General features: G+C 67.7%; 18 protein-coding genes and 1 pseudogene. 6 read left to right on the forward strand and 13 right to left on the reverse strand.

Annotation, left to right across the window (positions count from 1 at the left end):
- Nucleotides 1-338: 338 nt before the first annotated feature.
- Nucleotides 339-1,712 (reverse strand): hypothetical protein, encoded by a 1,374-nt coding sequence (locus K4S16_RS27505; protein WP_149261920.1) that lies wholly within the window; start codon nucleotides 1,710-1,712, stop codon nucleotides 339-341.
- A gap of 567 nt (nucleotides 1,713-2,279) precedes the next feature.
- Nucleotides 2,280-2,495 carry a hypothetical protein gene (locus K4S16_RS45220; protein ID WP_200842153.1) on the reverse strand — a complete coding sequence of 72 codons (216 nt, stop codon included), beginning with the start codon at nucleotides 2,493-2,495 and terminating at the stop codon, nucleotides 2,280-2,282.
- Nucleotides 2,496-2,723: 228 nt separating this feature from the next.
- On the opposite strand from K4S16_RS45220, the gene K4S16_RS27515 reads away from it, so the two are divergent.
- From K4S16_RS27515 to K4S16_RS27530, 4 genes are all read left to right on the forward strand, one after another.
- Complete coding sequence (locus K4S16_RS27515; RefSeq protein WP_200842154.1) at nucleotides 2,724-3,047, forward strand: helix-turn-helix domain-containing protein; 324 nt, start codon at nucleotides 2,724-2,726, stop codon at nucleotides 3,045-3,047.
- 25 nt (nucleotides 3,048-3,072) lie between these two features.
- Entirely contained in the window at nucleotides 3,073-3,351 is a 279-nt protein-coding gene (locus K4S16_RS27520; protein WP_149261921.1) for a hypothetical protein, read from the forward strand.
- 368 nt (nucleotides 3,352-3,719) lie between these two features.
- Nucleotides 3,720-5,123: a hypothetical protein gene (locus K4S16_RS27525; protein ID WP_149261922.1), complete on the forward strand. Its 1,404-nt coding sequence runs from the start codon at nucleotides 3,720-3,722 to the stop codon at nucleotides 5,121-5,123.
- Nucleotides 5,120-5,566, forward strand: a complete 447-nt coding sequence (locus K4S16_RS27530; RefSeq protein ID WP_149261923.1) for a hypothetical protein — start codon at nucleotides 5,120-5,122, stop codon at nucleotides 5,564-5,566. The genes K4S16_RS27525 and K4S16_RS27530 overlap by 4 nt, the downstream gene beginning before the upstream one ends.
- A 117-nt stretch (nucleotides 5,567-5,683) precedes the next feature.
- On the opposite strand, the gene K4S16_RS27535 is transcribed toward K4S16_RS27530, so the two are convergent.
- From K4S16_RS27535 to K4S16_RS27555, 8 genes and pseudogenes are all read right to left on the reverse strand, one after another.
- Complete coding sequence (locus K4S16_RS27535) at nucleotides 5,684-5,965, reverse strand: hypothetical protein (protein ID WP_149261924.1); 282 nt, start codon at nucleotides 5,963-5,965, stop codon at nucleotides 5,684-5,686.
- Between the two features lie 442 nt (nucleotides 5,966-6,407).
- Nucleotides 6,408-6,560 carry a hypothetical protein gene (locus K4S16_RS44510; RefSeq protein ID WP_160161052.1) on the reverse strand — a complete coding sequence of 51 codons (153 nt, stop codon included), beginning with the start codon at nucleotides 6,558-6,560 and terminating at the stop codon, nucleotides 6,408-6,410.
- Between the two features lie 302 nt (nucleotides 6,561-6,862).
- Nucleotides 6,863-7,522 (reverse strand): hypothetical protein, encoded by a 660-nt coding sequence (locus K4S16_RS27540; RefSeq protein ID WP_149261925.1) that lies wholly within the window; start codon nucleotides 7,520-7,522, stop codon nucleotides 6,863-6,865.
- 229 nt (nucleotides 7,523-7,751) lie between these two features.
- Nucleotides 7,752-8,237 (reverse strand): transposase, encoded by a 486-nt coding sequence (locus K4S16_RS46540; RefSeq protein WP_268843278.1) that lies wholly within the window; start codon nucleotides 8,235-8,237, stop codon nucleotides 7,752-7,754.
- Nucleotides 8,237-8,493, reverse strand: a pseudogene (locus K4S16_RS46545) (transposase); the annotation flags it as partial. The gene K4S16_RS46540 and the pseudogene K4S16_RS46545, both read right to left, overlap by 1 nt.
- Complete coding sequence (locus tag K4S16_RS46550) at nucleotides 8,475-8,981, reverse strand: transposase (protein WP_268843279.1); 507 nt, start codon at nucleotides 8,979-8,981, stop codon at nucleotides 8,475-8,477. The gene K4S16_RS46550 and the pseudogene K4S16_RS46545, both read right to left, overlap by 19 nt.
- 373 nt (nucleotides 8,982-9,354) lie before the next feature.
- On the reverse strand, nucleotides 9,355-10,683 hold the full coding sequence (locus tag K4S16_RS27550) for an HEXXH motif domain-containing protein (RefSeq protein ID WP_149261926.1): 1,329 nt from the start codon (nucleotides 10,681-10,683) through the stop codon (nucleotides 9,355-9,357).
- Nucleotides 10,652-11,950, reverse strand: coding sequence for an FxsB family cyclophane-forming radical SAM/SPASM peptide maturase (locus tag K4S16_RS27555; RefSeq protein ID WP_149261927.1), 1,299 nt, complete (start codon nucleotides 11,948-11,950; stop codon nucleotides 10,652-10,654). Before K4S16_RS27555 ends, K4S16_RS27550 begins: the two co-directional genes overlap by 32 nt.
- Before the next feature lie 135 nt (nucleotides 11,951-12,085).
- Here K4S16_RS27555 and fxsA point away from each other — a divergent pair, with 135 nt between their 5' ends.
- Nucleotides 12,086-12,274 (forward strand): FxSxx-COOH cyclophane-containing RiPP peptide, encoded by a 189-nt coding sequence (fxsA, locus tag K4S16_RS27560; RefSeq protein ID WP_149261928.1) that lies wholly within the window; start codon nucleotides 12,086-12,088, stop codon nucleotides 12,272-12,274.
- 34 nt (nucleotides 12,275-12,308) lie between these two features.
- Here fxsA and K4S16_RS27565 read toward each other — a convergent pair whose 3' ends face one another.
- The 3 genes from K4S16_RS27565 to K4S16_RS27575 are packed head-to-tail and all read right to left on the reverse strand — an operon-like array spanning nucleotide 12,309 to nucleotide 15,396.
- The gene (locus K4S16_RS27565; protein ID WP_149261929.1) at nucleotides 12,309-13,223 is read right to left on the reverse strand and encodes a toll/interleukin-1 receptor domain-containing protein; all 915 of its coding nucleotides are present in this window, start codon (nucleotides 13,221-13,223) and stop codon (nucleotides 12,309-12,311) included.
- A gap of 25 nt (nucleotides 13,224-13,248) precedes the next feature.
- Nucleotides 13,249-14,355, reverse strand: coding sequence for a hypothetical protein (locus K4S16_RS27570; RefSeq protein ID WP_149261930.1), 1,107 nt, complete (start codon nucleotides 14,353-14,355; stop codon nucleotides 13,249-13,251).
- A 12-nt stretch (nucleotides 14,356-14,367) separates the two neighbouring features.
- Nucleotides 14,368-15,396, reverse strand: a complete 1,029-nt coding sequence (locus K4S16_RS27575; RefSeq protein ID WP_149261931.1) for a toll/interleukin-1 receptor domain-containing protein — start codon at nucleotides 15,394-15,396, stop codon at nucleotides 14,368-14,370.
- Nucleotides 15,397-15,867: 471 nt separating this feature from the next.
- Here K4S16_RS27575 and fxsT point away from each other — a divergent pair, with 471 nt between their 5' ends.
- Nucleotides 15,868-19,707 (forward strand): FxSxx-COOH system tetratricopeptide repeat protein, encoded by a 3,840-nt coding sequence (gene fxsT, locus K4S16_RS27580; RefSeq protein WP_149261932.1) that lies wholly within the window; start codon nucleotides 15,868-15,870, stop codon nucleotides 19,705-19,707.
- Nucleotides 19,708-19,737 lie beyond the last annotated feature (30 nt).

Here is a 19,737-nt window from a genome sequence, read left to right on the forward strand (position 1 = left end):
GTCCGCTGCCGAGGACGCACTCGCCGTCCGCGATCACACCGTGATCGTCGATCACACCAACGCAGGCAAAAAGGGTACAGCGAGTCTTTTTCAGCGCACACCGAACTGCCGGCGAAAAAGGCTCAATTTTTCGACGCTGGCCCAGTACCTCTGGTACTCACCCTGGCCATGTTGGCCTCGTCATCGCCCCCGGCAAAGTGATCGCTGCCCGCTGCTCAACCTGCCACCCGGCAATCGGCGTTGAGACCTACCGCCGGACTGACTGAGTGGGCACTACTCAACCTCTCCTTGTCTGGAGCAATCAGAAGCCCGCATGATTCCATAGTCCAATCCGCAACTCAAGGCCTGTAATCAATGCCGACTACAACACTATTTCCTCGCTGCAAAGACACTTGCATCATTTCTTTCAATCGATCCTCTGTTAGACTTGGACTCCCTATCCAATTCCTCTTAAGTAGATCAATAAAAAGCGTGCCGGTTACATGCCGCTTCACAAGTCCAGGCCCCAGACGCTTTCCTTTTTTTGGCCCCAAGATCGCCGGATCCTCTAGGATCAAAAGAAGGTATGATAGGGGCAGGTATGGCCCTCCCATGAGTCTAGGGGTATCCGGATACATGGGCGTTGCCTCGGCGAGTTTTAGATACATCCAGTCATCGCCGATTCGCCAATGCGCTGGCTCGGTCGGCATGACCCTACACTCTTCAGTCCATCGACTCATGCGGCTAATCTGATCTTCAAGACGAGCATCCACATAGATGACATCATCGGAAGACTTCAGTTTTTTGTACTGAACGCCGACAAGCGAGTTTGCATTTCGATAAAAATACAAAAGATCCACACCCAACCTGCTCTCGATGGGAGTAGCATTAACGTTAAATATCTCCAGTACATGCCCGTTTCCGTCATCGAACGACTGCACGTCATGACGAAGATTCTCACTTCCGCTGCTGATCCAGCCAGGCATCACCCTGCTGTCCGCCTCGATTAGTGACTGCTCGCTCGGGGTGGTCAGGTCAGCGAGAGATAGCCTTCCACGAATTGGCGTGGGTCTCCTCGCCGCTGCAACACCTTCTTCGAGATCGCCGGCTTCCCGCATCTCGATGTCGTTGAGGCCAGAAGAGAATGGATCGTCGGCGGACTCTGGAGGGCTCCAGGCGGCTAGGATGCTCGAAGAGAATCCCGCCGCACGCAAGGCAGTGAGCATTGCGTCACGCTCAAGTTGCCAAATGTCCGCTGCTGAGCCAGTGAATGGGATCTTTTTTGCTCCAGCAAGTTGACGAACTGTCTCCAATATTTGAGCTATATCATCTCGCCGCGAGACCGCAATCCTTTCCAGCGCGTAACCCTGGCGATTCGAGAGTTGTTCGGCATGGCCCGGGCGGGACGTCTCCAAGAAACCTCTTAGCTGGAGGTGGGTTTCCGGATCGACATAAGGAATCATCTCTGAAAAGATCTCAGAAAGCCGCAGCGCCGGGCTTATCATCTGAATATGGTCGACAGACAACTGCTCTTCGATAATGCGTTCTTTTGCGCTGCGCACTTGACGCGGACTTGCGTATGCTATTCCAACTAGCAGCAACTCTGTCGAGAAAGTGAATATCCAGCACACGTCAGGCCGAAGAGTTCCGATATTAGGCTTGAGGACCGCTTTTCTAAAAGGACCGACAGATAGAGATCTGCTACCGTCTCTCAAAATGATTACATATGACATTTTTCCTCCACTTGAAGAATGAATGGTATCCTGTACTGAACGGCGGAAGACTGAGTGCGTCACCTACCTCGGTCCCAAGTTCGGGGTAACGTATCCGCTATTAGACATGCGCGTCCAACTACCTCGAAAAACGCAACAGTGACAAACAGAGCCATGGGGCTCTCGTACGCCGGATGTCATATCAGGCCCCACCGTAAGCGGGTGAGGATCAGGGCTCGCACATAGCCCGTGCGCCCGGAAGCGGGCTTCCTGCCGTCGGGGTTGCCGATGGGGACGGGTCCGGCTCATACCGTAAGTCTCGCGGCACGGCGGGCCTTTTTCATCGAACTGCACCCGAGTGTTGGGAAGTTGCCGCACGGGCTCGGTGCAGCGCGCACGGGGCCCGTGCGGCGTTCCGCCTACCCGGGCCCTTCGCGCGTGGCGCGGTGTGCTGGCCTCGCCGGTCTACCAGCGGGTTTCACCCTGCCGCCCATGATGCGGCATGCGCTCGCGTCGTCGGCATTCAGGAAGACGACCGGCAACTCCGTGACGCCGGTCTGCCGGGCCTTGTGGAGCCGGTGCCATCCGTCAGATCACGATCGGCGTCCCCACTTCGGAAAGCGGAACGGCCAGGAGCGGGTGGGACAGATCTACCGTCTCCGCGTGATCTTGGTCGACGCGGATGAGTGCGCCGAGCCCGCCGATGCAGCGGCCCTGCTCGCAGGCTTGGATGCGCATCGCGGTCAGGACACGGTGCCGTGCCCGCAGCACCTCGCGCTGCGACTGCGCGCCCAGCATCCTCATGAGCGCACGGTGTGCCGGCTCGTTCATGCGACGGGACCGAACGCCTCCGGCAGCCACAGAGGTCGTCGCCGGGCCGCGTGATGGGGCACGCAGCTGAGCGGACGAAACACCCAAATGCAACTGAACCCATGGCAAATGTAACCACACCCCCGTTGCATTTGCGCGTGAGCATGAATCTGGACGGCCTGGTGGAACGCCTGCGCACAGCAGGCGGCGACTCGTCTGGACGTGGAGGTCAGGTCGGCCGCCGACGAGTTGCCACGGTCGTTGACCTCGACACTTAGCGCCCTGGCGGACCTTCCGGGCGGCGACACGATCATCCTGGGGCTCGACGAGGCGACAGGCTTCCGGCCGGTACCGCTCACCGACCCGCAGAAGCTCAAGCAAGGCATCGCCGTGAAGGCACGCTCCTTCACCCCACCCCTCCGGATCACCATGGAAGACGGGGTTGTCGAGGGAATGCCGGTTGTCATCGCGCACGTTCCCGAGTGCGATCCCTCGGCGAAACCATGCCGCGTGACCGGATCCGGCAGAGCCTACCTGCGCGGGTAAGACGGAGACTTCCAACTGTCATCCCTTGAGGAGCAGGCGTTCCTCAAACTTCCTCAACCTGCCCGGCTCGGTCTCCGACATCCCGGCCGAGGCCCCCAGCTACCGCCTCTCGCTCGTCCTGGCCCACCAACACCTGTCCCAACTGCCCAAGGACCTGCGCGACACGGTCTCCGCCGACGCCCGCAACAAGATCTATATCGCGGCCTCACCCGAGGACGCCGCAGAGCTCGCTCGGCACACCGGCCCCGTCCTCTCCGCACCTCCAAGCTCCAACGAGCCAGGCATGGCCGAATTACTTGAATAGGACCGCCCACGCCGTTGCCCACCCTGTCGCGGTGGCAAATGAGAACAATCCTGAAGGTTTGGAGCGGCGAGACATCACGAAAACGCATGCGAGTACCGCAGTCTCGGCACCGTGCACGTGCAAAGTCCGCGCGTGCGCGCTTACATAGGGACCGGCGTGATCCGGCATTTGCCCCGGTATGTCAAGGACACGCCCGGTGAGCCGTCCGGCGGATCGGTTCGCCTTAACCCAGTGGAAGGGCTGCGAGCGTGGGTGTGGACAGGCCCCCCGGTGCGCAGGACCCTGAGTCCACCGACAAGCCCACACCACCGGGCAACGCTGGTGAGTCTCCGTCCACCACTCCCGGCGCGGACGGCAGAACCCCCCGCATGGACAGCCTCAGAGCAGCAGGCTGGAAGTTCCCTGAGCGGCCGGACGTCAGTGACGACGGTAAGGGCCAAACTGGCGAATCCTCCTCCACCGACCTGGCCAGCGAGAAGCCGAAGACCCCGGCCGATCCGTCAGCCGAAACCGGCGCCAAGACCAAGGAGGAGCCGGAGACCAGCGAACCCGAAGGCAGCTCCCAGCCTCCCGAAGAGCACGACCGCAGCAAGACCGACCCAGCTCAGAGCGGCGGCGCAGAAGCGGAGAATTCTGGCCAGGCCAAGCCAGAGGACCCGCGCCAAGACGAGAGTGAGCGAGAGGACGGCGACCGCGGCTCCGGGGTCGGCCAACCCGAGACCGGCGAGGTGGGAGGGCAGGACGACCGCGACGAGGGTCCGCGCCCTCAGAACAACACCGGCCCCGCCGTGGTCGGCAGCAGCGACGACAAGACCGACGGTGACGACTCCGAGGATATCGACCCGCCCACACCTCAATCCTCTGAGCAATGGCCCGGCCCCCGCGTCGAGACCACCGACGACCCCGAACCGATTCAGCGCACCCCTCCAGCCGACGCCTCCCAGCCACCCGCCCAACCCCACTCCCGCCTGCAGAGCCTGGCCCTGGCCCGCGCAGAACAACTCGCGGCCGCGGAACGCAACCGAGCCGTCTTCCAAGACACCCCCGCCGAGCCCGGTGATACCAGCCAGGCAATTCCCTCGCAGACCGACATCGGCCAACCCAGCGAAGAGGGCAAGAAGACCGAGACCTCGCCCGTCGAGCAGCAGGGTGCGCAGGCGGCGAGCGAGAACGGCGAGACCACCACCGAATCCAGCAACCGCGATGCCTCGCGCCCCGAGCTAGGGGGTGACGGATGGGTCGAGGGGACGCCGCCCGCAGAGGCTATCGACGAGGTTCCTGATGAAGTGATCGGCCGGAATGGGCAGCCACTCGCCGATGCGGCCAGCGACACCTCCTCCCAAGCCACCACCGCCCTCAGCAGCGACGACACCGGCAACGTCAAACCACTCGACGTCGGCACCTACGCCGATCTCAAGAAACGCGAGAAGGTCGGCGACAATCTCGAACACGACCACATTCCCTCCTCGGCGGCGCTCAAGAAGTCTAAGGAAAAGGACCTCGGTCGCAAGCTGACCCCTCAGGAAGCGAAGGCAGTCCACGATCAGGGCACGGCCATAGAGGTACCGAAAAACGTTCACGCGAAAGGCGACACGTGGCGGGGAAAGAACACGCAGGAAAAGATCGAGGTCGACGCCGCTGACCTCAGCACGGCCGCTGAGAGGGACTACACTACGACCCGGAAGAACCTCATTGACGAGGGCTACTCACCCGAGGCCGTCGACGCGGCCATCAAAAAGATGCGCGAGGCGAACCGAAAGAAGGGGATATGACTACGGTCACCGGCGAGATCGCCGTGCTGCTGGATGTGCTCGGCCGCCGCCAGGGCGACGACCGGATCCTCGACGCCGTCGCCTTGGTGGGCCCCACGATGGAGGTCGAGGAGTTCGACTTCGACGGCGAGAAGTCGACCTACTACATCTTCAAACCAGCCGGCACCGACCTAATCTTCGAGGACAAGGTCCTCGTGTCGGCCATGGTCCGCACCCAACCGGACCCCCAGGACGCGGCCTACGGCCTGTACCCGCGACCCACCGCCCTCGTGGACGGGCTGTCGCCCACCGCGACCCGTGCCGAGGTGACCGCCTTCCTCGGCACGCCGGAACGCGTCGGGCCGAGCTTCGACCGGTACCAGGTCAACGAGCACTACCTGCACTTCGAGTTCGACCAGAACGGCCGGACCGCCCGAATCACCGCCCTGTTCGAACCGAACTGACCCGATGGTTATGACTGCCGCACCGGGCCGCACCCTCCACCGCACGCACGGGGCCCGGGCGGCGTCCCGCCTACCCGGGCCCTCGCGCGTGGCACTGTCCGTGCCGTATCTGCCGGTCTACCAGCGGCGTTCGATGCTGCCGCTCATGAGTCGGCATGCGCGCTCGTCATCGACATCCAGGAAGATGACCAGCAACTCCGTGATGCCCGTCTGTCTGGCCTTGTGGATTCGATGCCATCCGTCGTTGACGATCGGCGTTCTTACCTCGGGGAGCGGAACGGCCAGCAGCGGGCGCGACAGGTCCGCGGCTTCCGCGACCGTCGCGTGCGTGACCGGGTAGCGGGTAGCCTCCTGAGCGGCGAGAGCGACGTCCCATGCCCACCCGAGTAGGACGAACACTTGGTCGTACGGGTCGTCTGACGTGTCGTTCCGTCCGGCGGACGCTACCGGCGTAGCGCGCTATGTCCTCCATGCCGCGCGTGATTCGCTCGTCGTCGTCGGCCGCGATCGCGGCGAAGGTCGTGGTCACCGTGCTCAGCAGATCGGTCAGAATCACGCGAGCGGCAGCCCAGCAGGACACCCAATGCGCCGGGATCCTCCAGACGCAGACCCTCGCCGGGAGGCTGGGAGTGCCAAAGGCGGAGCTGGCGGCCCAGTTCCCGTTGCCGTTCAGGTGTCGGCCTCTCCGCAAGCGCACCCGGTAGGCGTTCCAGGACAGCCCGCCACGCATCCCCGATGGTTCCGGCATCCAGCAGCCGTGGCGCCCGGATGCCTGCCGTGACGCGGAGCTCCTCGAAGCCGCGGACCGTTTCCAATCAATCGTGCAACCACCGGCGTACCTTCAGCACCATCCGGCCCCCCGGCACGACCCGCTGATATCAAGCGTCCGAAAGGCGGCCTCCAGGTCCCGCGTGCCGTCGAACGCCGGGCTGGCCATCGCACCACGGATCGCCGACTCGATGAGCACATCCAGCACGCGGCCGGTCGCGACCACGAGGCGAAGGCCAATGCGACATATGGGTCGGCACCACCCACCGCAGCCTCCTGCGACCGCTCGCCCATCTCGGCGTGCCGTGGAGGGGCTTCAACGGTTGAGCCGCCACATCACGCGGGTCGGCCGTGTTCGCTCGTTGGCCGCTCCGGCTCGTGGAGGATCACCGCGCTCAGGCCATAGCGATGGCTCGCAACGCCTCCGCCAGCCTGGTACTCCGCTCTTCGACAAAGAGCCAGAGTGGTCGGCAGGGGCGTCGGTGCAGGGTCTTGTGTGGTCGGATCTGAGCATTCGGCAATACGCGGTTACGGGATTGGGAAGCGGGATGGGATTGTTAGGCGGGCGTTGGGTGGGGTGGGGCCTGGAGCCGGTCTACGGCGGACCCCGTAGGGGGTCCGCCGTAGACCGGCGCGCGATCCCGTTTCGGCGGCCCCGATCGCCGCAGCCGCCGCGTCGTGCTGGGTGCCGACGATCTCGGACGTGATCGTGACCTCGCAGTCCATGCGGCCGGTCTTCCGGTCGTAGCGCATCCGCAACCGGAGCACATCCAGCAGCCGCCGCAGCACCGGCCCTGGAACCCGCCCCGGATCGATCGCTCCGGCCGGGAGCAGATCCAGCAGTTCAGGGTAGGGGCGCGGGGGCGCCGCACTCCGGACTTCTCGTAGCTTGGCTTGTGCGGCTTCCAGGTCGGCGGCGATCTGAGCGGCGCGTTCGTTGATGTTCTGGACGAACGCCTCGCTGGGGTCATCTAGTTGTTCAAGCGGATCCAGCACCCGCGCCCGGCGACGACCGAGATCCGCGATCTCGGTTACCAGGGCTGCGACATGCCCTTCGTGTTCACGCAGGTGTCGATCATCCAGCCGGACGAGCAGCGTCTCAAGACGCCCTCGGCGATGGGCACCGAAGATCTCCCGATTGAAGAAGTCGTTCAGCCCCGCGATGAGAGGCTCTTCACGGATCCGCACGACCGCGGGATGCCCTTCAGGCAGGTGAGAACGTTTCGGGCTGCAGACGTAGTACAGCCGCCCCGATCGTTCTTGCCGAACATCCGGCGTTCGCAGTCGGCACAGGTGATGTAGGACCGCAGGACGTACGGGTGTTCGGTGTCTTCGGCATCTGTTCGGCCGGGACGGCTGGGTCACGTCCACTGGAGTGGTGTCAGAGTTGATCTTCGCGTGATCCTGTCTCTGCAGGTTAAGCGGTGAGCTCTCGCTGCTCGATCTCGAGGTCGGGTGTGGTGCCCTCGATGACGCGCAGGCGGGCTTTGGCGAGGAATTCCATGCCCATGTAGCGGCGGGCCTCGGTCCACTCATCGGTCTGCTCCATCAGCACGGCGCCGACGAGGCGGACGATCGCGGCCCGGTCGGGGAAGATCCCGACCACGTCGGTGCGCCGACAGATCTCCTTGTTGAGCCGTTCTTGCGGGTTGTTGGACCAGATCTGCCGCCAGAGTTGGCGTGGGAAGCCGGTGAAGGCCAGCAGGTCGGCGCGGGCGGCGTTCAGGTGCGCGGCGGCGTCGGGGTGTTTGGCCTCCAGGGACGACGCGGGCGTGCTGGGCGTGGACCTCTTCGGCGGCGGGCTGGTCGAAGACGGTGAGCACCAGCGTGGCCACCCACGGCTGCGGTGGGCACCCTGGTCAGCAGGTTGCGCAGGTAATGGGTCCGGCACCGTTGCCAGCACGCCCCGGGCAGCGTGGATCCGATCGCCTCGACCAGGCCGGCGTGGCGTCGGAGATCACCAGTTGGACGCAGGTCAGACCGTGGGCGACCAGCCCGCGCAGAAAGGTCAGCCACCCGGCGCCGTCTTCGGCCGAGGTGACCTCGACGCCGAGGATCTCGCGGTGCCCGTCGGCGTTGACGCCGGTGGCCACCAGCACGTGAACGTTGACGATCCGGCCGCCCTCACGAACCTTCTGGGTCAGGGCATCGACCCACACGAACGCATACAGACCGCCCTCCAAGGGCCGGTTGCGGAACCCCGCACCTGGGCGTCCAGCACCTTGGACGTCTCGCTGACCTGGCTTTTGGAGATGCCCTTGATGCCCATCTGCTCGACCAGCTTGTCCAGCCGCCGCGTGCTGACGCCCAGCAGATAGGAGGTGGCCACCACCGATACGAGGGCCTGCTCGGCCCGGACGGCGTCGCTCCAGCAGCCATTCGGGGAAGTATGAGCCGGACCGCAGCTTGGGATCGCCAGTTCCACGGTGCTGGCGCGGGTGTCCCAGTCCCTGGACCGGTAGCCGTTGCGGCGGTTGACCCGCTCGTCCGAGCGGGTCCCGTAGTCGGCGCCGCACACCGAGTCGGCCTCCGCGCTCATGAGCGCCTCGGCCATCGTCTTGACCATCGACTGCAACACATCGGGCTCACACGCCCCGATCTGCTCGGCCGGCCACCCCGCAGGGGCCACACTGTTGTCCACGGCCATCGCGTTCCTCTCCTTCTGATCTTGGTCGATTCGAAGGATCACGCGATGGCCGTCTCACGTCACGACGCCACGCCCTCTGACCAGGTCAAACTCATACACCACCTCCGTGGACGCAACCGTGGACCGAGCGGTAGGCCGACACCATAAGCGACTGGCTGACACGCTGGTAGCCGAGCAGTCCGTGAGGTGTTCCTCAGCATGCCAGGAGCCGCTCCTGCTGTCAGCGGGATGGCTTGTGGAGGATCACGTCGCTCACTGCCGAGCCCCCTCGATCGGTGCTTCGCGTTCCCTCGGGGCTGCTCCGGCGCGGGCTCAGCGGCTCAGCAGGGTCCGTGTTCCAGCCCGCCGGAGGCGAGGCGCCAGGCCGGGGTGATCATCCCTGGTTCCTGGGGGCTGCGAGGTGGTGGCCGTGGCGGCGGAGCCAGAGGGCGCGGTGGCGGGCGGCCTTGCGGCGGGCCAGCCGCATCGCCGGAGCGGGCACCGGTTCGCGCCCCCACAGCTGCAAGGTGTCCGCCATGCCTCCGACGAAGCCAGCGCCGTCCGGTGTCAGGCCGCGCCCGTCGAGAAGGCTTTCGGACGCGAGCAGCGCCGCCCTGCGCCAGCGTTCGAACTCGGTGTGCGCGTGCATGTCGCCCGGTGACCGGCGGCGCTCCCGCCGCCAGAAACCCGCCACGCCGAGGTGGGCGTAGGCGCCCTGGAGCAGACCGTAGACCGGGCGGGGATCTTCCCGCCACGGCGCGTAGTACCGGCGGTCATGGTCGGAACGGATCATCGGGACCGCCTCGATCAGTGCCGCGAGCTTGGCGTGCTGCACCTCATGGGCGAGGATCAGGGCCAGATCTCGCGCCCTGCCGGTGGTGGAGAACGCGAGGCTCCCGTGCGCCTCGCGGGAGCTTGCGCTGACCTGTCCGGTGCCGTCGCCGGCGAGCGGCGTCACCACCCGGATTCCCGCGCCGACCTCCTCGGCGGCGGGGCGATGGCGGTGCACGAGGATCCGCCAGGCCGCCGCGAGATCGTCCTCCCAGCGGGCCAGTTCCGGCCCCGGGAGCCGGGCGCGCACCGGCATGCCGGGGAGGCGGTACGGGTCGAGGTCGTCGACCAGCACGTCGAGGGACAGATCGCCGGAGGACACCGTGAGACGGCGCAGCCCGAGCCAACCGGACGCGTCCGACTCCGGATCGGCGGGGATCGCGACCCGCGCGCCGGACGCCTCGACGACCGCGTGGCCGCCCGCCACCCGTACCGTCGCGCGCGAGGCGGGGGCCGGCACGGCCATGCCCAGCGACGGCAGCATCAGCCGTCCGCCCGGCGCTGGGACGATCACGGTGGTGCGGGCGCCGGCCCGGACCGCCGCCGCGGCGGCGAGCGCGCCCAGCCGCTCCAGGCCGCCGTGCGAGCGGCGGAGCCGCGCGTCCCGGATGGCGCGGCCGGCCCATGCACCGACCGCAGGGTGGCAGATCACCTGCCGGACCGCCTCCGGATGGGCAGCCTGCAGGTCGGCGAGCATCCCGTAGGCCGCCTGGACCCGCCACGCCGTGCCTGGGCCGCCAAACGCACGCGCCGTCTCCACCACGCCGCGCACCAGCAGCAGGTTCCGACTGGCCTGGATCTCGCCGAGCATGCGCATCGCGCGGACGCCGCCACCACCCGCGGCCAATTCCCGGAGGAGGTCAGCTGGCGGTCGGTGGTAGCGGATCTCCATCGCACACCTTTCGTCTCGCGGCCGTCCGGGGAAGGTCGGCGGCGACCCTGGCACGAATGTGCATGATGAGCCGGAGAAGGTCGGAGCAATACACCGAAGGGTTCAGGAAACCGTTTCCGTCACTGTAACGGTGAGCGTAATGCCCGCCCCCGCACACCTTATTCACCGGGCAGGACGAGCAGGTCGGGCACAACGCGCGCAGCCCGATCTGGCGGGCCGCGACGAACGGCGACAGCAGTACCTCGTCGAAAGAGTCGACGAACACATGCCTTCCCGTTCGGGGCGCGCCGGGGAATGCGGATTTGAGGCTGTCGGACTGCTCGATGGCCCCGTCTGTCTCGATTACGACGACGCCGACGGGGGACAGCCCGATCGCCTCGCTGCTGGACGCCCCGCCCAGCAGCATCTGAAGGATCTCCTCCAAAAGCCGCACACCGGTCTCCCGCCGCGGCGCCGCATACCAGCGATCGAACACCGCGGCCAGCCAGTCGCCGTACGGGGTCGTGCAGGGATCGCCCTGTCCGGGGGGCGGCTCCGACCAGTTCGCGTGCGGCAGCAGCAGGTCGACGGTGGGCGGGCCGTGGCGCAGCAGGGCCTCGTAGGTCTCCACCGGGTCGTTGCGCAGGTCGACCGTGCACAGCAGCCCGGCGAACAGGTGGCGGTAGCGGTCGGAGGAGAGCCGGTCGAGTGCCGCCTGGACCTCGGCGTGACTGCCTCGCCCGTCGGCGTGGCGGCGGCGCCGGTCATGGGCGGCCTGCGCGCCGTCGAGGCTGACCCCTACGCGGACGTTCAACTCGTCGAACAGCCCAAGCTCGCGCGTGCCGAGCCGGACGCCGTTGGTCTGCACGACGGCGCGCACCCGGTGGCGGCCATCCGGGCCGGGGCCCGCTGCTCGGCGCACCGCGTCGCGGGTCGTGCGGACGGCGTCGCCGAGCAGGCCGGTGCCGGCCAGCAGCGGCTCGCCGCCGTGCAGGACGAGCGTGACGGAGTCGAGGTCGTGGGTTGCGACATGGTCGGCGATGCGCTCGGCGGCCCGGTCGAGGACCTCGCGCGGCATGGCGCGCGGGCGGCCCCGCCAGCTCTGGTCGCGCATCTCGTAGACGTAGCAGTGGTCGCACGCCAGGTCGCAGCGGCTGAAGACCTTCAGCACGAACTGACGGAACGGGGTCGGCCGCCAGCCACCGTCCAGCAGCGCGCGAACGTCCAGCGCCGCCGGCCAGGCGTCGCCGAACGGCGGGTGCGGCAACGCCTCAGAAGAGGTTTTCATTGTCATCCGGATCCGTATCCCGGCACGGCGCCGGCCGTTTCGCCTCCCGTTCCGGGCGAAAACGGGCCGTCCCTTACCCGATAGTCCGTCGCGGTGAGCCCCATCACAAAATAACATCGATTCGGAGGTGTACCCATGCCCGATGCTGGAGCGGACTCACCCGACCTTCTGCTCGATGTCAGCGCCATACCCCTGCACGCCCTGGATGATCTCGAGGATTCCGTGCTGGCGCACGCCCTGGAACGCTTCTTTGTGTCACTTGACACAAACTCATCCGATGCCGTCGCCGCTTTCCAGTCTGCGTTCGAGGACGATATGGAATGACGCGTTAATGGGCCGAACCCACCGCGGGCCGCGGTCAGGGGTAGCGGATGTCCTTGATCTGCCGGATGAGCTCGGCGACGCGCGGCAGCGCGGGGTCGTTCCCGGGTGCCTGGACGCGGAGGCCGGCCAGCATGCTGTCGAGCATCGTCGTGTCCTCATGCGCGAGCGCACGCTGGACCAGCGAGACCAGCCGGGCCCTGGGCCCGTTGCCGCCGATGTCCAGGATGCCCACCTCATCCTCGACCAGCCGGATCAATTCTCCGATCTCCCCGGACCGGATCGGACCCACCATGTACAGCGCGTTCACGAGGCGCTCCTTGAGTTGCATCGGCACGCGCCCGGGAGCCGCGGCGGGGAGCGGCGGCGGTGACGCCGGTGTCGACGGGTCACCGAACGCGGGCGGCACCGCGCGGGCCTCAGCCCGGCCGAGCGGCGGCAGCGCGAGCGCGTCGGCCCCGGCGATCCAGCGTGCGATCTTGGCCACCGCCTTCAGGTACGGGGGCCCGCCCGCCCACTTGAGGTCGATCAGCAGGTCGCCGCCCAGGCCTCGATGGGTGCTGTGCAGCTTGGCCACCGCGGCGGGCGGCGTCGCCGCCCCGGACCAGCGAAACGGCATCAGGCAGCGGGCATGCGGCGCCCCGGGCGGCGCGTTCAGCCGCTCGATCCGCTCGGCGAAGATGCCCCATTCGCGGCCGCACCAGCGACTCCTGCCGTAATCGGCGGACAACAGAGCGATCATGGAATGCGCGGTGCGGGCCCGCTCGATGAGGACCTGCTCCCAGTCATCGCCCGGATACAGCCCCTCGCGATCGAGGAAACCGGCGTCCTTCCGGTCGCGGCCGAGCAGCAGCCGCACTTCCACATCCAGATCGTCGAAGAACTCGGCGACGAGGTCCTGGTCCACGTGGCGCGCGTAGCTGACGAAAAAGGCGTAGGGGGTCTCGGACATGAGGCTCTCCGGGCGTCGCGGACGATCAGGGGTAACGGATGCGCTTTATCTGGCCGATGATTTCGGCCACCTGGGGCACCCCGGGCTCATTTGCGGGCGCTACGACGCCGAGGGCTTCGAGCATTCCTTCGAGCATCTGCCCGTTCTCGTGAGCGAGAGCGCGATTGGTCATCCTGACAAGTGTGGCGCGCATTCCGTCGCGCTGGACGTCCAATGGCTCGAACCGGTCTTCAATGACCTCGATCCATAGGCCGATGCCGTCGTGGTTCAGGGCCCGGACCTCGGCCATCGCGTTGACGAGCTGCGCCACGAGCGCCATCGGCACCTTCTTGCGCGACGGTGACGGTGGTGCCTCCACCGGCGGCGGCTCCCCCGCAGGCAGCGGTTCCCCCACAGTCGCGGGCTCCTCCATTGGAGGAAGGCGGGGAGCCGGCACCGCCGATGCGAGGGAGTGCACGCGACGGCCCAGACCGATCAGGCCGAGGCATGTGTCCACGTCGAGGTCCGGCCTCTCCACAAGCCGGTCTCCCAGTTCGCCGAGCAGCGCGGGCCAGTGGCAGACCGCTTCGGCGAGACGCCTCGCCTGAGCCGGGTCCAGTGCCGGCGCCTTTCGCATCAGCAGCATGATCGACTCTTCCCGGGTCAGCGCGCCCAGCGGGAAGGTCCGGACATCCGGGACACCGCGGTCATGGGGCCTGTGGGCGCCGTGGGAGGTCAGCAGCACGTGCGCCGGTCCGCCGGGCAGGTGGCCGTCCACGTCCGCGGCGGACCGCACGCCGTCGTACACGCTCAGCCGCCACCGCTGCGACCGGAGCGCGTCCCCTGCCTGCTCCCGGAAGGCGTCCTCCTGCGCGTCGAGGCCGTCTTCGGCGCGGCAGTCGAACCACCAGATCATGTTGTAGCGCTGGCCGAACCGGTGGCAGTACTCCAGCGCGAACGCGGACTTGCCGGACTGCTCCAGCCCGTCGCCGTCGACGACCAGGACCCGCTCCTCGCACAAGAGTTCACTGACCCGCTCCAGTTCGTCGTCGCGACCTGTGAAGTGGGGGTCGCGCGGGCCGCGGCGACAGACTGGCGGAGGCGTGCCGGGGAGGCGCAGCGGATCGGGCAGGGTCGGAAAGTAGGGGGTCATGGGGCCGGCCGGTCAGGCTGGGCGTCTTCGGACCGCGTCGAGGAACGTTCTGATCATCGCGTCGTCGAGGCCGTGCATGCGGATGGCGCGCTTGCTGAGGCCGCCGGGCAGAGGGCTGCTGTCGACCTGGACGGGGATGACGGGGGCGCCGCTCCCTGGGGGCGCGGTCAGGGCCTCCTCCCAGCCGAGGTCGTCCTCGCGCACCAGCGCCTCCATGTGCGGGGCGACGAAGTTCTGGGAGAGCACGGCGACGACCCGTTCCCCGCTGCTGCGGGCGCGGGCGACGGAGTCGTTCAGTGGCTCGCTCCGGCCGGCGTTCCAGCGGACCAGTTCGACGTCGTAGTTGTAGGTGCGCAGCAGGTTGCCGAGATACTCGGCCCAGGGCTGGTCGGCCCCGACATAGCTGATCGCCACGGTGTGCGGCGGGTCCTCAGTTTCGGACCGCGCCGACACCGGCTCGGTGGTCCCCTGCTCGGCGCGGTCGCCGAACGCGGGCCCGGTGGCCGCCGCCGTCTTCGAGTCAAGCGGAGCGAGGTCGACGAGCTGGGCTGCGAGGATCCGCGCCGCGACCGCGCGCACCACGGCATAGTAGCCGCTCTCCCCTTCGAGCTGATGGGTGCGCATGAGTTCCAGCACCCCGGAGCGGGTGGAGGACTCGATGTCCGCGGACGTCCAGGCGTCCGGCATCGGCCGCATGATCGTCGGCAGTACGGCGGCCGGGTCCAGCGGCCGCCATCGGACGGGTATGAGGCACAGGTCGCGCGTCTCCCGCCGCGGCGCGAACCGCTCCTCGAAGATCGCCCATTCGCGGCCGCAGTACGAGTCGCGGAGATAGCCGCCGGAGATCAACGCGACCATCGCCGCGGACTCGGCGGCCACGTGGACGCCGGCGGTCTCCGCTTCGGCCAGCCGCCCTTCGGCGAATGGGCCGCGCCGGACGCGCACCTCGCGTTCTAGGTCGGTGTGGAACCGACCGACCCATGCCTGGTCCGTACCCCGGGCGTAGCTTGTGAAGAAGTAGGTCTTCACGTCACCTCGCATGCGCGGAACAACTCAGCCCTGGGCAAGGCCTGCTCTGGGCAAGGCCTGCGCGGGGTCCGGGACGGAGGGTCGGGGACGGCCGTTGACTTTTCGTTCTCATCGTAAGGGATGAGACGCCGATGACCGCACCGAAGTGCGGACAACAGCTTTCCCGCGCCATAAAAGTCTGGCCATCACCGCACATCAGCGATCCAAACAAGCCCAAAACGACCTGATGTGGCCATGTATCTACGGTTTTGGGACAGCCCTAAACTACGATCACGTGATCGTTTGGCCGGATGTCACGGTAAGAGGTGAGCAGGCGAGCGGAGTGGATATAACATGAGCTATCCATAGCATTTCTCAACGGTTGTGCACTTGTGTCCCAGGGCGGGGGCGAGGGTGACTCCACGGCACGGTGAGGTGCCCGCCGCGGCATCCACAGGAAAGATCATCGCATTCCATGGCGGCCAGCCGGGAATCGGCTGCTCCATGGCGCTGGCGAACACGGCATGGATACTGGCAGACCACGGCCACAATGTGCTCATCGCCGACTGGGCCATCGGCGCGCAGCGCCCTTCCGTCGATCAATACCTCGCCAAATTCTTCCCGAGCGAGGAGATCGCCGATGAGCAACCGGGGATCTTCGATGTCGTGCAGAACTACTGGGACGTCGCCCGGCGCGACACCGACCTCACTCTCGACGCGCTGTGGGAGCGGCACGGGCGGATCGGCCAGCACATCCTGACGCTCGGCTGGCCCGACGCCGGGCTCGAATTCGACCTCGCGGGGAAGCTGGCCTACCTCGGCCCCGGCCGGCGTTCCGACAACACTTACTGGGCCGAGACGGAGAGCTTCGAATGGAAGCTGTTCATCGAGAGCAGGCCCGGCCTCCACTTCCTCAGCTCGCTGCGCACCGAGCTTACGGAAAGCGGGTACGACTACGTCCTGCTCGACAACCTCTGGGGGCGATACACCGTCGCCCAGCTCGGCATCACCCACCTCGCCGACGTACTGGTGGCCTGCTTCAGGCTCGGCTACGCCCAGGACATCGCCGACGCCGCTGAGCAGACGCGGGTGCTGCGCGGACTCACCGAGCACCGCGCCGAAGGCCCCGTCAGAGTGCTGCCGGTGCCGATGAGGGACGACCGGAACGCCGTCGAGGATATGAAGCGCTTCGCCCGCAGTCGGTTCGACCGGCTGCTCCAGGAGCCCGACGAGGTCAAGCGGGCGCGGTACTGGGGCGGGGTCACCGTCCCGGAGTCGCCCTACTTCCGACGGCACCCGATCATCGCGGCCATCGCCGAGGACCCCAACGAGCCGGGGACGGCGCTCAAGGCCTACGAGACACTCGCCCAGGCCATCACCGGAGATCCCGAGACCGCAGCGAAGCCGCGCCCGGAGCAGACCCGGACGGCACTGAAGCGCCACCTAACCGCCCAGCCGGTGGCGACCGCGTACGACGTGGCGATCCTGTCCTGCGTGGCGGACAGCCCGTGGGCGGAATGGATGACGTGGGTCCTGCAGAGCGCGCGCCTGCGGGTCAGACCTCACGGCACACCGGGCGCGCCCGTCGAGACCACCATCGTGCTGCTCTCGCCGGACCTGCTGGAGGCGCCCGAACTCGACGAGGCGGCGGGCCTGATCGCCGACCTGAGGTCGGGCAGCCGCGCGCGCGAGGACCAGCGGCTGGTCGGCGTCCGGGTCCGAGAGGGCGCGCTCGGCGAGATCCTGTCCTGGATCGTCGACGTCGACCTGGTGCCGTACGGGACGGAGCCCGAGGCCGTGCAGCGGGAGCTGCTCACCTCCTTCACCTTCACCGACCGGCTCGAGCCGCGCGTCCCTGACGCGCCCGACGCCCCCCGCTTCCCGAAGCGCCCCCCGAGGATCCGGGAGGTCAGCGCTCCCGCGAAGAGCTTCGTCGGACGGGACGGCCTCCTGCGCGACCTCCGGGAGGCGCTGCGGCTGAACCGCGGCACTGGGCGCCCCACGGTGCTCACCGGCCCGACGGCGATCGGGAAGAGCAGCGTCGCGGCGATGTACGCATGGCTGTTCGCCCACGACTATGACGTGATCTGGTGGCTTCCCGCCGAGGACGTCCACCACGTGCGGACCAAGCTGGCGGAGCTGCTTCCGCGGCTGCGCAAGGGCGCCTCCACCGACGCCCACGACGCCGTCGACCAGGTCCTGGAGGCACTGGGCGCCGGCGACGGCCCGGACCGGTGGCTGCTGATCTACGACGGCGCCGACGACCCGGACGGGCTCCGCGGCCTCATGCCGTCCGGCGGGCCGGGGAACGTGCTGGTGACGTCCCGGCATGCGGGCTGGGCCGCGGCCGGGCATACCGTCCTGCCCGTCGACCGTTTCGAGCGCGCCGAAAGCATCCGGCTCTTCCTGGCGCGCATCGGGCAGATGGACGTCACCCAGGCGATGGCCGACCGGGTGGCCGAGCGCCTCAACGACCATCCGCTCGCCATCGACCAGGCGGCGGGGTGGGTCGCCACGAGCTGGTCGGCGGCGCAGAGCCAGGAAGGCCCGCCCACCGACCGCACGCCCCGGGCGCTCGTCAACCAGCTCCTCGACATACTCGGCGACGCCGGCGAGATCACCGTCCCGGCCGACGAGGAGCGGCCCGCGGAGCTGTCCCTGGACCGCCTCGCCGACGAGCGGGCGGCGGCGCTCTGGCTGCTGCGCCTCTGCGTGTACCTGTCCCCGGACGGTGTCGCCACGGAGCTGGTCCGCTCCGTCGGGATGCGCGAACAGATCGGGGAGCACGACCCGGACGTGGGTCTCGACGTGACCGTCGACGAGGTCGTCCAGACGCTCAAGCGCTACTCGCTGATCCGGGTCGACCAGCAGCTCGGCCGGCTGTGCGTGCACCCGCACACGCTGGGGATCGTCCACGACCGGATGACAGCGGAGGAGCGGCTCGCGGCCCGCACCTCCGCGCAGTCCGTGCTGGCGGCGTTCGTGCCCGGCGACGAGGCGCCCAGTCCCCTCCGGGAGCGGCGCCACCGGGAGCTGCAGCGGCACGTGGCGGCATGCGAGCTCGGCGACACGGTGAAAGCCGCCGACACCGTGCGCGCGTGGGCCGTCCGGCAGGTCAGGCACCTGTACCTGACCAACGACTGGCAGGTGGCCTTCGACCTGGGCGACCAGTTGCGCGTCCGCTGGACGGACGACTTCGGGGAAGGCGACCGTCACCGGCTGGAGCTGCTCCTCGAACTCGCCAACGCGCTGCGCGAGCTGGGCCGGTACGCCGAGGCCACCCGCTGGGACGAGGAGGCCGGGCGGCTGCGCGCGGAGAAACTGCCGGCCAACCATCTGCTCGGCCTGAAGATCCAGCGTGCCGCCGGCGCCGACCTGCGCGCGCAGGGACGGTTCGGCGAGGCGGCCCTGCTGGACCAGCGGACCCTGGAGTCGTTCCGCCAGCGGCTCGGTGAGGAGCACCCCGACACGCTGCGCGAGGCCAACAACCTCGCAGTCGCGCTCAGGCTGATCAGTGCCACCAAGGCGGCGATGGAGCTGGACCGCTCGATCTATGAGACCCGGTGCCGGGTGCTGGGCGAGCAGGCGCCGGAAACCTGGCACACGCTGATCATGCTCAGCATCGACTACCGGGACATGGGTGAATACGCCAACGCCAGGAGCCACCTTGAGGAGGTCCTGGCCATGCTCCGCTCCACCGGGGGGAACACCACTCCCCCGGCCCTGCGAGCGGAACAGGCCCTGGCCGTCACCCGGCGATACGAAGGCGAGGCGGAAGAGGCACTCGCCTCCATCACCGACACCTGGCACCGGAGCCGGCAGTTCTACGGTCCCCACCACCCGGCCACCCTCTCCTGCGCCGTCAGCGTCGCAGCGGCTCAGGCGGCTTCCGGCAGGAGCGTCGACGCGCTCGAACGCGGGCGGCTCAATCTGCGGCTCTACCGGGAGGTCTTCGGAGAGTCGCATCCGTTCACCCGCGCATGCCAGGCCAACCTCGCCGTGTACGCACGCCTCTGCGGCCAGCTCATCGAGGCCCTGCCCAACGCCGAGAAGGCGTGGCGGGCGCTGCACGACGACGTCAACGTCGGGCCGGAGCATTCGTTCACGCTCGCCGCGGAAATCGGGTTCGCCAACGCGCTGGCGGCGGTCGGAAAGGCCGAGGCCGCCTCAGAGCGCGAAGGCCACGCCTACGACAGCTACAAGGACCGGCTGGGGCCCCGCCATCCGCTCAGCCAGATCGCCTACACCAACCTGCAGGTGACCGAGGACAGGAAGACCGGGACCGACGACAGCCTGGACGGCGGCCTGCGCAAGGACATCGACATTGAGATTCCGGCGACGTGAGAAGCGCGGGAAGAGAACGCGGCGGCGCGG

This window comes from Actinomadura sp. K4S16 (genome assembly GCF_008327685.1).
GTDB lineage: Bacteria > Actinomycetota > Actinomycetes > Streptosporangiales > Streptosporangiaceae > Spirillospora.